12 protein-coding genes are annotated in these 14,032 nt (G+C 70.9%); 1 reads left to right on the plus strand and 11 read right to left on the minus strand.

Annotated elements, in window-relative coordinates; translation table 11 throughout:
• Window positions 1-6: 6 nt before the first annotated feature.
• The 9 genes from IA22_RS0107625 to IA22_RS0107665 form a co-directional block, all read right to left on the minus strand.
• Window positions 7-822 carry an HAD family hydrolase gene (locus IA22_RS0107625; RefSeq protein WP_030123094.1) on the minus strand — a complete coding sequence of 272 codons (816 nt, stop codon included), beginning with the start codon at window positions 820-822 and terminating at the stop codon, window positions 7-9.
• Complete coding sequence (gene serS / locus IA22_RS0107630) at window positions 819-2,096, minus strand: serine--tRNA ligase (RefSeq protein ID WP_014155160.1); 1,278 nt, start codon at window positions 2,094-2,096, stop codon at window positions 819-821. Before serS ends, IA22_RS0107625 begins: the two co-directional genes overlap by 4 nt.
• 592 nt (window positions 2,097-2,688) lie before the next feature.
• A complete protein-coding gene (gene pheA, locus IA22_RS0107635) occupies window positions 2,689-3,624 on the minus strand; it encodes a prephenate dehydratase (RefSeq protein ID WP_014155159.1) in 936 nt (311 codons plus the stop codon).
• Between the two features lie 104 nt (window positions 3,625-3,728).
• Window positions 3,729-5,042, minus strand: a complete 1,314-nt coding sequence (gene efeB / locus IA22_RS0107640; RefSeq protein WP_015577954.1) for an iron uptake transporter deferrochelatase/peroxidase subunit — start codon at window positions 5,040-5,042, stop codon at window positions 3,729-3,731.
• Window positions 5,043-5,047: 5 nt separating this feature from the next.
• Complete coding sequence (locus tag IA22_RS0107645; protein WP_030123096.1) at window positions 5,048-6,973, minus strand: copper resistance CopC/CopD family protein; 1,926 nt, start codon at window positions 6,971-6,973, stop codon at window positions 5,048-5,050.
• Window positions 6,974-6,987: 14 nt separating this feature from the next.
• Window positions 6,988-7,434: a copper chaperone PCu(A)C gene (locus IA22_RS0107650; RefSeq protein ID WP_014155156.1), complete on the minus strand. Its 447-nt coding sequence runs from the start codon at window positions 7,432-7,434 to the stop codon at window positions 6,988-6,990.
• Window positions 7,431-8,087, minus strand: coding sequence for an SCO family protein (locus IA22_RS0107655; protein WP_030123097.1), 657 nt, complete (start codon window positions 8,085-8,087; stop codon window positions 7,431-7,433). Before IA22_RS0107655 ends, IA22_RS0107650 begins: the two co-directional genes overlap by 4 nt.
• A 48-nt stretch (window positions 8,088-8,135) precedes the next feature.
• Window positions 8,136-8,864 carry a YcnI family copper-binding membrane protein gene (locus IA22_RS0107660; RefSeq protein ID WP_014155154.1) on the minus strand — a complete coding sequence of 243 codons (729 nt, stop codon included), beginning with the start codon at window positions 8,862-8,864 and terminating at the stop codon, window positions 8,136-8,138.
• A gap of 105 nt (window positions 8,865-8,969) precedes the next feature.
• On the minus strand, window positions 8,970-9,785 hold the full coding sequence (locus tag IA22_RS0107665; RefSeq protein ID WP_030123098.1) for a hypothetical protein: 816 nt from the start codon (window positions 9,783-9,785) through the stop codon (window positions 8,970-8,972).
• A gap of 260 nt (window positions 9,786-10,045) precedes the next feature.
• On the opposite strand from IA22_RS0107665, the gene IA22_RS0107670 reads away from it, so the two are divergent.
• Entirely contained in the window at window positions 10,046-10,621 is a 576-nt protein-coding gene (locus IA22_RS0107670; RefSeq protein ID WP_015577958.1) for an ATP-binding protein, read from the plus strand.
• Window positions 10,622-10,668: 47 nt separating this feature from the next.
• On the opposite strand, the gene IA22_RS0107675 is transcribed toward IA22_RS0107670, so the two are convergent.
• Together IA22_RS0107675 and IA22_RS0107680 are read right to left on the minus strand one after the other, a co-directional pair.
• Window positions 10,669-12,132: an aminopeptidase P family protein gene (locus tag IA22_RS0107675; RefSeq protein WP_030123099.1), complete on the minus strand. Its 1,464-nt coding sequence runs from the start codon at window positions 12,130-12,132 to the stop codon at window positions 10,669-10,671.
• A 97-nt stretch (window positions 12,133-12,229) separates the two neighbouring features.
• Window positions 12,230-13,654, minus strand: a complete 1,425-nt coding sequence (locus IA22_RS0107680; protein ID WP_237691387.1) for a PP2C family protein-serine/threonine phosphatase — start codon at window positions 13,652-13,654, stop codon at window positions 12,230-12,232.
• Window positions 13,655-14,032: the final 378 nt, after the last annotated feature.

Raw genomic sequence — 14,032 nt, forward strand, 5'->3', positions numbered from 1 at the left:
TGCCCGCTACGCGCGCGGGGCCGTCCGGAGCAGCTCCTCCAGCACGACCGCGATGCCGTCGTGCTCGTTCGACGCGGTGATCTCGTGCGCCACGGCCTTCAGGTCGTCGTGCGCGTTGGCCATGGCGACACCGTGCTGCGCCCAGCCGAACATCGGGATGTCGTTGGGCATGTCGCCGAAGGCCAGGGTGTCCGCGGCCTTGAGCCCCAGACGGCGGGCCGCCAGGGAGAGTCCGGTCGCCTTGCTCAGCCCCAGGGGCAGGATCTCCACGACACCCGGGCCCGCCATGACGACGTTCACGAGACTGCCGACGGCCTGCCGCGCGGCGTGCGCGAGGGCGTCGTCGTCGAGCTCCGGGTGCTGTATGTAGACCTTGTTGAGCGGAGCGGACCACATCTCGGCGGGGTCGTTCATGTAGAGCGCGGGCAGGGGGCCTTCCTGCACCCGGTAACCCGGCCCGACCAGCACCTCGCCCTCGAGGCCGTCACGGCTCGCCGCCAGCGCGAGCGGTCCGACCTCCGCCTCGATCTTGGACAGGGCGAGCCCCGCGAGCTGCCGGTCCAGGGTGAGCGAGGTCAGCAGCCTGTGCTCACCCGCGTCGTAGACCTGGGCGCCCTGCCCGCACACCGCGAGACCCTCGTAGCCCAGGTCGTCCAGGATGTGCCGGGTCCACGGCACCGCGCGTCCGGTGACGACGATGTGCGCGGCACCGGCCGCGGTGACCGCGGCCAGGGCCTCGCGCGTGCGGCCGGAGACCGTGTGGTCGTCACGCAGCAGGGTGCCGTCGAGATCGGTCGCGACGAGCTTGTACGGGAACGTCACTTGGAGACCGGCTCCAGCAGCTCGCGCCCACCGAGGTACGGGCGGAGGGCCTCGGGCACACGGACCGAACCGTCGGGCAGCTGGTGGTTCTCCAGGATCGCCACGATCGTGCGCGGTACGGCGCAGAGCGTGCCGTTCAGCGTCGCCAGCGGCTGGACCTTCTTGCCGTCCCGCATACGGACGGAGAGCCGGCGTGCCTGGAAGCCGTCACAGTTCGACGCGGAGGTCAGCTCGCGGTACTTGCCCTGGGTGGGGATCCACGCCTCGCAGTCGAACTTGCGCGAGGCCGAGGCGCCCAGGTCCCCGGTGGCGACGTCGATCACCTGGAACGGCAGCTCCAGGCCGGTGAGCCACTGCTTCTCCCAGTCCAGGAGCCGGCGGTGCTCGGCCTCGGCGTCCGTGGGGTCGACGTACGAGAACATCTCGACCTTCTCGAACTGGTGGACCCGGAAGATGCCGCGGGTGTCCTTGCCGTAGGTGCCCGCCTCACGGCGGAAGCACGGCGAGTAGCCGGCGTACCGCAGGGGCAGCTTGTCGGCGTCGATGATCTCGTCCATGTGGTACGCGGCGAGCGGGACCTCGGAGGTGCCGACCAGGTAGTAGTCGTCCTTCTCCAGGTGGTAGACGTTCTCCGCGGCCTGGCCGAGGAAGCCCGTGCCCTCCATGGCGCGCGGGCGCACCAGGGCCGGGGTGATCATGGGGACGAAACCGGCCTCGGTGGCCTGCGCGATCGCCGCGTTGACCAGGGCGAGTTCGAGCAGGGCGCCGACGCCGGTCAGGTAGTAGAAGCGGGATCCGGAGACCTTGGCGCCGCGCTCCATGTCGATGGCGCCCAGTGCCTCGCCGAGCTCCAGGTGGTCCTTGGGCTCGAAGCCCTCGGCGCCGAAGTCGCGGATCGTGCCGTGCGTCTCCAGGACGACGAAGTCCTCCTCGCCCCCCACCGGCACGTCCTCGTGGACGATGTTGCCGAGCTGCAGGAGCAGCCGTTTGGCCTCGGCGTCCGCCTCGTCCTGTGCGGCGTCGGCGGCCTTGACCCCGGCCTTGAGCTGATCGGCCTTCTTCAGGAGCTCGGCGCGCTCCTCGGGAGTGGCCTTGGGGATCAGCTTGCCGAGCGACTTCTGCTCGGAGCGGAGTTCGTCGAAGCGGACGCCGGACGACCTGCGCAGCTCGTCGGCGGAGAGCAGGGCGTCGACGAGTGCGACGTCCTCTCCACGGGCGCGCTGGGAGGCGCGAACACGGTCGGGGTCCTCACGGAGCAGGCGAAGGTCAATCACCCCTCAAGGCTACCGGTGCGGGGATCCGCCGCTCGAACCGATATCGACGAGCGTGGCGCTTTGCCCGAATTGCCGGTATCGCTAATCCTGATGAATCGAGGAGGTGGATGAAGGGTGGAGATCGCCAGGAAAAGGGCCCATTGCCTCGAAAAGGGGGCGGGTCCGCCTGCGGCCTGACGTATCGGCGTTGTGTGCGGGGGGAGTTGGGAGGCGTCGGGCGGGCGGGTTGTCCACAGGCTGCGGTGGATTCAATTAGTTATCCACAGGCTGTGAAGAAGCTCTGTGGATGCCAGGGGAGATCGTTCCGAAAGTGGCACGAAGGGGCAGGGATTCGCGGCTCAAACCTCGTTCGTGCACTCATTCGGGTGGGTATTCCTCGCTCCAATGAGTTGATCAAGGGAATGAGGGCGACACGAGAGAGGCTGGGCCCCTAGAGGTATCCAGGTCGAGAGGGGTGATTTGTCGACCATGTCGCGTTGAGGTGTCGACTTGTCCCCAGGCCGGGACCGCCCCCTGTGGATAACCCTGTGTGTGGCGTGAAAATCTGCAGGTAGGACCGGCAGGCACGCGGCCGGTCCTCCGGGGTGGGCTTTCAGACCCGGCCGTCCTGGCTGCGGGCCAGCCAGTCGGACGCCTCGGTGAAGTCGGTGTCCGACGTCCCCGTCCGGAGCGCCCCCACCTCGTCGGGCGTCACCCCCGCGCGCGGATAGGAACCGAGGAACCGCACATTGGGGCAGATCCGCTTCAGCCCCATCAACGCCTCGCCGACGCGGCGGTCCGCGATGTGCCCCTCCGCGTCCACGGCGAAGCAGTAGTTCCCGATGCCCTCCCCGGTGGGCCGGGACTGGATCAGCATCAGGTTGACCCCGCGGACGGCGAACTCCTGGAGCAGTTCGAGCAGTGCTCCCGGGTGGTCGTCGCCGAGCCAGATCACGACGGAGGTCTTGTCGGCTCCCGTGGGCGCGGACGGCCTGGCCGGGCGCCCGACCAGCACGAAGCGGGTCTGGGCGTTCTCCGCGTCGTGGATCTCGGTCACCAGCGGCTCGAGCCCGTAGGTCGCCGCCGCGAACTCGCCGGCGAAGGCGGCGTCGTAGCGGCCCTCCTGGACCAGCCGGGCCCCGTCCGCGTTCGAGGCGGCCGATTCCCACACCGCGTTGGGCAGATGCGCCGCCATCCAGTTGCGGACCTGGGGCTGGGCGGCGGGGTGGGCCGTGACGGTCTTGATGTCCGAGAGCTTGGTCCCGGGACGCACCAGCAGGGCGAACGTGATGGAGAGCAGTACCTCGCGGTAGATCATCAGCGGAGCGCCCGTGGTCAGCTCGTCGAGCGTCGCGGTGATCCCGCCCTCCACGGAGTTCTCGATGGGGACGAGAGCCGCGGCGGCCTGGCCGTTGCGTACGGCGTCCAGTGCGGCCGGCACGGAGACCATGGGGACCAGTTCACGGGTGGCGGCTTCGGGAAGCGTACGGAGGGCCACCTCGGTGAAGGTGCCTTCGGGGCCGAGGTAGGCGTAGCGCGTGGCTGACATACGGTCACCCTAGTGGGCCGACGGAAGGGGCTGTGCGCCTCACGCCGGCCTCCGGACGGGCGCCCCGTTCTCCCCGGTGCGGGGCAGGACGAGGCCACTGCCGCTCATGACTCCAGCAGGCGCTGCCCCACGTACTCCCCTGCCCCGGCACCCCCGGGTACGGCGAACAGGCCGCTCGCCTCGTGCCGGATGAACGGTGAGAGGGCGTCCCCGCGGTCCAGTTTGCGCTGCACCGGGATGAAGCCCTTGAACGGATCGGCCTGCCAGCAGACGAAGAGCAGTCCGGCGTCCGGGGTGCCGTCGTCGGAGATGCCGTCGTGGTACGAGAACGGGCGCCGCAGCATCGCGGCGCCACCGTTCTTCTCGGGGGAGGAGATCCTGGCGTGGGCGTTGGAGGGGATCAGCGGCTTTCCGTCCGGCCCTGTCCTGTCCAGGTCCATCGGGGTGCTCTCCGAACCACCGCTGAGAGGGGCGCCGTCCGCCTTGCGCCGTCCGATGACCTGTTCCTGGCGCTCGACCGTGAGCTCCTCCCAGTCGTCCAGGAGCATCCTGATCCGCCGGACCACGGCGTACGAACCGCCGGCCATCCAGGCGGACGCCGAGGAGTCGTCGGACGGCACGAAGATGCGCTTCTCGAAGTCGCTCTCCGCCGGGCGGGGGTTGTTCGTGCCGTCGACCTGGCCCATCAGATTGCGTGCGGTCATCGGCCGTGCCGTGGCGCCCGGAGTGCGGTTGAAGCCGTTCATCTGCCACCGCACCCGGGCCGAGGAGCCGGCCTCCTTCTGCAGGGCGCGCAGGGCGTGGAAGGCGACGAGCGCGTCGTCCGCACCGATCTGTACCCAGAGGTCGCCGTCGGACCGCTTGGCGTCGAGGTGATCGGAGGAGAAGGCGGGCAGCGGGTCCAGGGCCGCCGGTCGCCGGTCGTCCAGTCCGGTACGGGCGAAGAAGGTGCGGCCGAATCCGAATGTGACGGTCAGGGAGGACGGGCCCGCGTCCAGTGCCACCCCGGTGTCGTGACCCGGGCCGCCCTTCGCCACCTCACCGGCCATCAGCCGTTGCGCCACCGCCGACCACCGGCGCAGCAGGGCGGCCGCCTCCTTGCGCCCCGCGCCGGGCACCAGATCGAAGGCGACCAGGTGCCCGCGCGCCTGAAGCGGAGTGGTGATCCCCGCTTGGTGTTTCCCGTGAAACATCGCCTCGGTCGAGCCGACCGTGGTCAGCGCCGTCCGCTCCTCGCGCGTCGTGGCGTAGGTGGTCGCGCCACCGGCCGCGCCGAGGACGAGGCCTGCCGCTCCGGCCGCTCCCGCGCTGCCGATCAGCCGTCGCCGGGAGACGCCACCGGCACCGTCGGGACGCGACTCCTCGCGGTTCCCGGCGGCGGTGCCGCTCTTCCTGAGGCCGTTCTTCTTCTTGCTCACCCTGCTCAGCCGATCTTCACGTTCTTGTCGATGGTGGTCTGGTCGATGTCCGACGTCCGCACGGTCACGGCGATCTTCCAGTCGCCCGCCATCGGGATCTGCACGCCGCTCGCGGTCCAGTGGCCCTCGGTGAGGCGGTCGGGTACGACCGGCAGCGGGCCGATGTCCTTGGACTCCAGCGTGAAGGCGAGCTTCACCTCGGGGACGTCCAGCGGACGTCCGTCGGGTCCGTCGATCCACACGTGCGCGCTGTTCGCGCCGGTCCCGCCGGGCGATATGTCCAGGCGTACCGTGCCCTTGCCGTTCTGGCCGCCGGTGTCGAAGGGCAGGCTCAGGTTCACCTCGCCGCCGGTCGCCGGCACCGCCGCGGCGGTGCTGCCGCGGGCGGCCTCCTCCTCCGTGCGACCGGGTTCCGTGGACGTCAGGATCGTCGTGACGACGAGCAGCACCACGGCGATGCCCGTCTCCACCATCACCGAACGCCGCAGCCCCGAGCGGTCCGGGTCGGCGTCGCGGGCGCGCTTCTCCTTCGTGGCCGTCAGGGCGGCGCGCTGCCGGGAGAGCTGCGCGGCGCGCTCCGGAGCGACCTCCTCGTCGCCCTCGGAGTCCGGTACGGCCGGTTCCGACTCCGTCGAGGCCGCCTCCGGGGGTGCGGCCGGTCCGGTGCGTTCGGCCAGTCGTGCGGTCCACCGCCGGGAGACCCACGCGACCCCGACGAGCACGGCGACGAGCGCCACCTTCACGAGGAGCAGCTGCCCGTACCGCGTACCGGTCAGGGCCGACCACGAACCGACCTGACGCCAGGACTGGTAGAGCCCGGTCGCGGCAAGGACGAGCACACTGCCGAACGCCACGCGTGAGAACCGCCGGACCGCGTCGTCCGTGACGTCGGGCGTGCGGTGGAGGGCGACCAGCAGAGCGGCGAGTCCGCCCAGCCAGCCGGCGACGGCGAGCAGGTGGAGCATGTCCACCGGCATGGCGATCCCCGGCTGGATCCCTGTCGAGGCGTGCTCGGCCAGGGCCCAGGTCCCGGCGATCCCGGCGGCGATGACGACTCCGCCGGTCGCGAGCCCGAAGGTGAGGTCCTTTTTCTCCTTCTCGTCCTCGCGCTTGGCGTACGCGCCGAAGAGGACGGCGACGAAGAGCGCGGAGGCTCCCAGGAGCAGCAGCCGGGAGACCAGCGCGGCTCCCGGCTTGGTGTCGAGCGCGGACTGGAGGCCGTCCAGGTCGAAGGCGTCGGACAGTTCGCCCGACCCGGTGTAGGGGTTGCGCAGGAGCAGCATGGCCAGGGTGGCCGCGGTGAGGGTGACCCAGCCGCGTACGACGAGCCGCTGCAGCGGCCGTGCGCCGGCGCCCTTCTGCCAGCAGGCGAGCACGAAGGCCGAACCGCCCGCGAGCAGGATGAATCCCGCGTACGCGGCGTACCGCGCGATGCCGTAGAGCATCCCCACGAGTCCGCCGCCGGCCTCGGTCGAGGGCAGTGCCACGGTCGTCTCCGAGGGGGCGCCCACGGAGAAGGTGAAGGCTCCCGAGACGGGATGGCTGTCGGCGGACACGGCCTGCCAGGCCACGGTGTACGTGCCGTCGGGCAGTCCGCTGTGGAGCTGGATGCCGTAGCGAACGGCACCGCCGCTCGTCCGGTCACTGGGCGCGCCGGTGTCGGCCCGCTTCCCGCTGGGGTCGAGGACCCGGATCGAGTCGTCGCCCATGGCGATCTGCTCGGAGAAGGTGAGCGTGACGTCCGTGGGGGCGGCGGCGACCACCGCCCCGTCCTGCGGGTCGCTCCCGGTGAGGGCGGCGTGTGCGGACGCGGGGCTCGCGCCCGCCAGCACCAGACCGAACAGCAGGCTGATCAGCGTGGCGAGGAGCGCGACCGCTGCGAGCGGCCGTCGTATCGGGGAGGGCCCGAAGTGCGGGGCGGTGGCTGTCATGGGGCGTCAGTACCTCACTGCTTCTTCGGGTTGTAGGTGGTCTCCTTCACGGGAATGTCGACCGTGATGGGGTCGGCTTTCTCGAAGTGCAGTTCCACGGAGACCGTCTCTCCCCGCTTCGGCTGCTGCTTCAGCTCCGTGAACATGATGTGGTTGCCACCGCGTTCGAGGTCGAGCTCGCCACCGGCGGGCACCTCGAACGACGTCACCATCCGCATCGTGTTGTTCTTCGTCTCGTGGATGGACACGTTGTCGGAGAGCGAGCTGGTCACCGAGGTGAGCCGGTCCGCGGTGCCGCCGCTGTTCTTCACCAGGAGGAAACCGGCCGCCATGTCGCTGACGGGCTGGGGCATGAAGGCGCCGGTCACCTCCAGCCGCGGCACACTGTCCGAGGAACACGCCGTCAGCGCCAGACCGGTGGTGAGGGCCAGGCCCACGGCGACGGCCGTTCGGCGGTTCACGGGGTCTCCCCCTTGACGAGCTTCGGGAGGTCCTCGGTGTAGTCCTCGGCCGTGGTGTCCTCGCTGTAGAGCACGTACCCCTTGTCCGTCTTCGGGGAGAACGCGATCACCTGGGCCCCGTGCATCGAGACGACCGTGCCGTCCTTCTCCTTCTTCGGCGGGTCGATGCCGATGCCGATCTGCCGTGCCCCCGCCTGGATGGTCGGGAAGTCGCCGGTGAGGCCGGTGAAGCCGGGATCCTGCGCCTTGAGCCAGCTGCCCAGGGACGCCGGGGTGTCCCGCTCGGGGTCGGTCGTGACGAAGACGACCTGGAGCTTCTCCTGGTCCGCCTTGGGCAGAGCGCGCTTCGCCACGGCGATGTTGCTCATGGTCAGCGGGCAGACGTCGGGGCAGTTGGTGTAGCCGAAGTAGATGAGCGTCGGCTTGCCCTTGGTCCGCTCACGCAGGTCGTACTTCGCGCCGTGTGTGTCGGTGAGGACGAGATCGGGTTTGGTGAACGGCTGGTCGAGCACGGTCGCCGGAGCGGATCCGGTCCCGGAGGAGACCTCGGCGACGGAATTGTCCGCCGAGTCCCCTCCGCTGCCGCAGGCCGACAGGGTCAGCGCGGCCACGGCGGCGAACGCCGCGGCCAGCACCTTCTTCTTGCTGTGCATGGAGCTCAGTTCCTGATCTGTGGATACGGGTTGGCGGAGCCGGTGGGATCAGGCGTTGCGGCGACGGCCGGCGAGTACGCCGAACGCGACACCCGCGACACCCACGACGATGCCGACGATGCCCAGGACACGGGCGGTGCTGTCGCTGTTCGAGGACGAGGTGTCGTCCGAGGACGCCGTCGTCTTCTCCTTCGCCGCTTCGCCGCTCTTGTCGTCGGCGGGGGCACCGTGGGCGTCGGCCGCCGGGGCGCTCAGCGCGAGGACGGGGGCCGGGCTCTCGGGCTCCTCGCCGCCCTCGGCGGGCTCCTCGATCCAGCGGACGACTTCCTTGTTGCTGTACGTCTGGAGCGCCTTGAAGACCATCTGGTCGGTGTCCTCGGGCAGCTGCCCGACCGAGAGCGGGAACTGCTGGAAGAAACCGGGCTCGATCCCCTTGCCGTCCGCGGTCCAGGTGACCTTGGAGACCGCCTCGTCGATCTTCTTGCCGTGCACCTCGAGCGGCTTGGCCAGCTTGCTCCTGGTGACGTCGATCTTCCAGCCCGCCACCGGCTGGGGGCTGACGGAGGCCAGCGGGTGGTCCGTCGGGAAGTTGACCTCGAGCTTGACGGTGGACGCGTCGTCGCGCTCGTTGGGGACCTTGAAGTTGACGGTGGCGTAGCCGCCCTTGGCGGCCTCGCCCTGCGGCTGCACGCTGACGTGCGCGGAGGCGGTACCGGCGAGCAGCAGGACGGTGGACGCGGCGACGCCGCCGGCGAGGGCGATGCGGGAAACGTTCATGACAGGGATCACTCCACGAGGCATGAGGAAAAGGTGGGTCCGGCGCGCGGAGGCGCGACGGCATCACGACCGCCTCCTCACCGGAATCCTGGTGGAGGGGTCGTGTCAGGCTGCGCGTACGTATACGGGCGGCGGGCCGCGCCTGGTCACCATGTGCTGAAGAGGGTCTCCGGTGGCCGGCAGGGCGGCGTCGTCGGCGCTGCGGAACACGACCGGCCCGGTCGTGGGCCGCCCGGGAAGTCCCGCACGCAGTGCGCGTACGAGTGCCAGCGCCGCCCGCAGGGCGCGCAGCCTGGCCCCGGCCGCGAGCTGGCGGCCGCCCTGCGCGGAGAGCCTGGCCAGCCGGAAGAGCGCGATCTCGCCCCGGCGCAGCAGCCAGCCGGTGGCGAGCGCCGCGAGCAGGTGCCCCAGGAACATGGGCAGGCTGGGCAGTCCGGACATGACCGAGGCCAGGAGCGTCGGGTCGGCCGGGTGGGCGGTCGCCGCCCCCAGGTGGGCCGGGGCCTGGCCCACCGTCTCGGGGTCGATGCCCGCGGTGGTCACGATGCGGTGCGCTTCACCGGCGCTCAGCTGTGCCGGTCCGGCTCCGCACACCAGCCCGGCGGCGAAGCGGATCAACGAGTCGTCCCCGGAGCCCGTCGCGGTGGCCGACGCGTGGTGTCCCAGCCCGAAGAGGACGTGCAGGGCGAGCTGTCCGGCCGCGAGGGCGGCGGTGATCGACAGGAGGGTCCGCTCACGTCCGGCGAGGAGCACCACCGCGGCGAAGACTCCGGCGAAGCCGGCCAGCAGACTCCACCCGGGCACACGCGCGCCCGCGGCAAGACCATGTCCGGCGGAGGCGAGCACGACGCAGACCGCGGTGAACACCGCGGTCCTCAGAAGCCGCATACCGGCTCCGGCGCGTGCGACAGGCATAGACATGGCCGGGTCATCATCCCACTGGACACCCGGCCTCCGTACGGCAGGTCCGGAAGGTCGGCATCCGTCCCCATCGGGGAGTGATCAGGGTGTGTTGCGCCTGTTCGTGGGCGCTCCGTGGCGATGATCCGGACACGTCATACACCCGTGAGCGGAATAACCGCATCCGCCGAATGAGCGCTGTCACGGCGGATCCGTGCTTACGACGTGCTCATCGCGGCAATACGTAACGGTATGTCGAGCCGCAGCCAGGAGGCTGGAGCATGAGCATGTGGTGGTCACTCCATCTGCGGCGCGAAGCTGCGAGCGTCCCGCTCGCCCGGCGATTCCTGCTCGGCACCATGGAGACGGCGGGCGTGGACCCGGACATCTCCTACGACCTCTCGGTCGCACTCACCGAAGCCTGCGCGAACGCCGTCGAACACGGCGGGGCGCAGGGCGAGGCGGGCACGGGCCTCACGTCCACCGGAGGCAGGCAGTCCGGGGCGGCCTGCGGGCAGTACCGGGTGACGGCCTATCTGGACGGCGAGAAGTGCCGTATCGAAGTCGCCGACTCGGGACCGGGGTTCCCGTCCCGGCGCGCGCTTCGCGCCGCCGCACAGGCATCCGCCGGGTGTCCGCCGGAACAGCAGCCGTCCGCCTCGCACCCGGCGGGAGGCCCCGCGGGCGCACGCACCGCCAAGCGCCCGGCGGACACGGCCGAGAGCGGGCGCGGGCTCTGCCTGATCGAGGAACTCGCCGACCACGTCCACTTCGGCAACCGGCCGGGGCGTGGTGCGGTGGTGAGCTTCGACAAGGTCCTGAAATGGCGGGAGGGCGCGCTGCTCATGGTGTCCTGAGCAGCGCGCCCTCCCGCGCACGGGCACGGTCGCCCGCGCCGGCCGGGTCAGCCCTTGAGCCGTGCCATCCAGGCCTCGACCTCGTCGGACCGGCGCGGCAGCGCGGCGGAGAGGTTCCGGTTGCCGTCCTCGGTCACGAGGATGTCGTCCTCGATGCGCACGCCGATGCCCCGGTACTCCTCGGGCACGGTGAGGTCGTCGGCCTGGAAGTACAGTCCGGGCTCGACGGTGAGGCAGACCCCGGGCTCCAGGGTGCCGTTGACGTACGACTCCGTCCGCGCGGCGGCGCAGTCGTGGACGTCCATGCCGAGCATGTGACCGGTGCCGTGCAGCGTCCAGCGACGCTGCAGACCCAGCTCCAGGACCTTCTCCACGGACAGGTCACCGAGGAGGCCCCACTCGACCAGCTTCTCGGCGAGGACCCGCTGGGCGGCGTCGTGGAAGTCGCGGAAGCCGGCGCCGGGCTTCACCGCGGCGATGCCCGCCTCCTGGGCCTCGTACACGGCGTCGTAGATCTTCCGCTGCAGCGGCGAGAACGTGCCGTTGATGGGCAGCGTCCTGGTCACGTCGGCGGTGTAGTACTCGTCGGTCTCCACGCCCGCGTCGAGGAGCAGGAGTTCACCGGAGCGGACCGCGCCGTCGTTGCGGACCCAGTGCAGCGTGGTGGCGTGCGGGCCGGCCGCGCAGATCGAGCCGTAGCCGATGTCGTTGCCGTCGACGCGGGCGCGCAGGAAGAAGGTGCCCTCGATGTAGCGCTCGCTCGTGGCCTCCGCCCGGTCGAGGACCTTCACGACGTCCTCGAAGCCGCGCGTCGTGGCGTCGCAGGCCTTCTGCAGTTCGGCGATCTCGAAGGCGTCCTTGACCAGGCGGGCCTCGGACAGGAAGACGCGGAGCTCTTCGTCGCGCTCCCCGGTGACCTTGTCGGCGAGGGCGGCTTCGATGCCCGCGTCGTGGCCGCGGACGTTGCGCACCGGACCGGTGGCCTCGGCCAGCGCCGCCGGGAGCTCACGGACGTCCTTCGCCGGGATGCCGAGCAGCTGCTCGGCCTCGCCGAGGGAGTTGCGGCGGCCGACCCAGAGCTCGCCCTGACCGTCGAGCCAGAACTCGCCGTTCCCGCGGTCGGACCGGGGCAGCAGGTAGATCGTCGCCTCGTGGCCGCCGTCCGCCGGCTCGAGCACCAGGACACCGTCCTGGGTCCGGTCGCCGGTGAGGTAGGCGTACTCGGTGGAGGCGCGGAAGGCGTACTCGGTGTCGTTGGAGCGGGTCTTCAGGTTGCCCGCGGGGACGACGAGCCGCTCGCCGGGGAAGCGCGCGGAGAGCGCGGCACGGCGGGCGGCGGTGTACGAGGCCTGGGCGACAGGCTCCAGGCCGTGCAGCTCGGTGTCGGCCCAGCCGGACTTCATGTTCTCGGCGAGCTCATCGGAGATGCCCGGGTACAGGCCGTTCTTCCGCTGCTTGATCGGCTCTGCTTCTGCTGTCTCCGGGGTCTCCGGGGCGAGCTCCTCAGACACGTTATGTCCTCCTTGTACGACACTGGACCTTCCCCATCGTACGGGCGTACGGAAGGGGGCCCAGAGGCGGAAGACCTCTTACCGGTGGAGGGCCGGCTCAGCCGAAGCGCACGGCCAGCAGGGCGACGTCCTCCGTGCCACCGCTCCGGTCCTGGCCGTCGGGCAGGACGGCCCGCAGGACGTGGTCCGCGACGGCTCCGGGATCCTGGCGCAGGACCTTCGGGACGCCGGCCGCGGCCGAGTGCAGCCGTGCGAAGGCCCGGTCCGTGGTGCTCCCGGTGCGGCGCAGCAGACCGTCGGTGTAGAACAGGACCGTCTCGCCGGGCAGGGGCCTGAACTCCACACTCGGTGCCTCCCAGCAGGAGAGCATGCCCAGGGGTGCGGAGAGCGTGGTCTCCACGAACTCGGTACGACGGTCGCCGGTCACCAGCGGCGGGGTGTGCCCGGCGCCGGCGAACAGAACCGTGCGCCGGTCCGGCTCGCAGTACGCGTAGAGGGCGGTCGCCGCGGCGGCCGGTTCCGTCAGCCGCAGCAGCAGTTCGAGATCGGAGAGCACGGCGACGGGGTCCTCGCCCTCCAGGACGGCGTAGGCCCGCAGGCCGGCGCGCAGACGGCTCATGGCCGCCAGGGCGGACGGCCCGGAGCCGCCGGCCGAGCCGACGGCCAGGCCGAGTGCGTCGTCGGGGAGGGTCAGCGCGTCGTACCAGTCGCCGCCGCCCTCGGGGGCGGACAGGTGGCGGGCGGCCAGACGCACCCCGGGGACCTGGGGCAGCCTGCCGGGACGGAACTCCTCGGCGATCGCCGCTGCTTCCGCCCGGGTGCGCTCGAGTTCGAGCAGGCGGGTCAGGTGCTCGGCGGCGTAGCGGGCGTACACCCCGACGAGATGACGCCGGTTCTCCGGCGGCTCGGCGGGTTCGTCGTACAGCCAGACGAGCACGCCCAGCCTTCCGGCGGCCACGGTGGTGAGGGGCTGCGTGTAGCTGGCGGCGTACCCGAGACGGGCCGCGACCTCGCGCCAGCGGGGGTCGAGGCCGGTGTCGCCCAGGATGTCGGGGCTGGCCAGGGGGCCGTCGGTATCGGGGAGGCCCTCGAGGAACCGGCCGTACGCGGTGGCACCGCGGGGCACCGTCTCGATGTGCCCCAGTTCGGCGTGGGCGAGGCCGAGCCCGATCGTGCGGGACGGCCCGCCGCCGTCGGACGGCTCCAGGACGAGGAGCCCCCGGCCGGCTCCGACGAGGGCCGCCCCGGCGCTCAGGATCTCGTGCAGGGCGCTGTCCAGCGTGCCGGTCCCGGCCAGTCGTTCGGTGAGTTCGTGCAACGTGGTGAGGTCGGACACCCACCCGGCCAGCCGGTCCTGGATGAAGGCTCCCGGCGCGGCGCTCGCGCCTTCCGGCGGCGCGGCAGTCTGCGTTGAAACGGGAACCATGGAATCGATTCCAGCCACTTTCGGAGGATGGGGGGCGCTCATGGCAGTCGGCTTTCCGACTGGTGCGTTCCGTCGAATAGCATCGCAAACCCCCATGTCGTGCTGCGCCGCTATCGGTGCAACCACATGTACACGCCCCCACATGTACACGCAAAAGTAAGGCGATGTCCAGCATTGTCCTTACGATATTTATGGTGTCCATGGGACACTCAACTTGGCTGAAAAGTGCACCCCGGGGCGGCTTTTTGCGATCGACTGGGGGCGCTCGACAGGGGGCACCCTCGGGGTGAAATGCCGGAGGGAGCGTCATCCCGGGCATCCTGGGTACGTAATCGTCGATGGCCAGGGGCAGTTGCGACCGCCCCGGAACCCGACAGCGAGCCCGGGCGTCCACCTACATGACGGCTGCCCGCCCACCCCCGAGTTGCGGGGTTGCACAAGGGACGGCACGCGCGGTGCGCACGCCGACCGCGC

It is taken from the genome of Kitasatospora papulosa (genome assembly GCF_000717245.1).
GTDB classification, from domain to species: Bacteria; Actinomycetota; Actinomycetes; order Streptomycetales; family Streptomycetaceae; genus Streptomyces; species Streptomyces papulosus.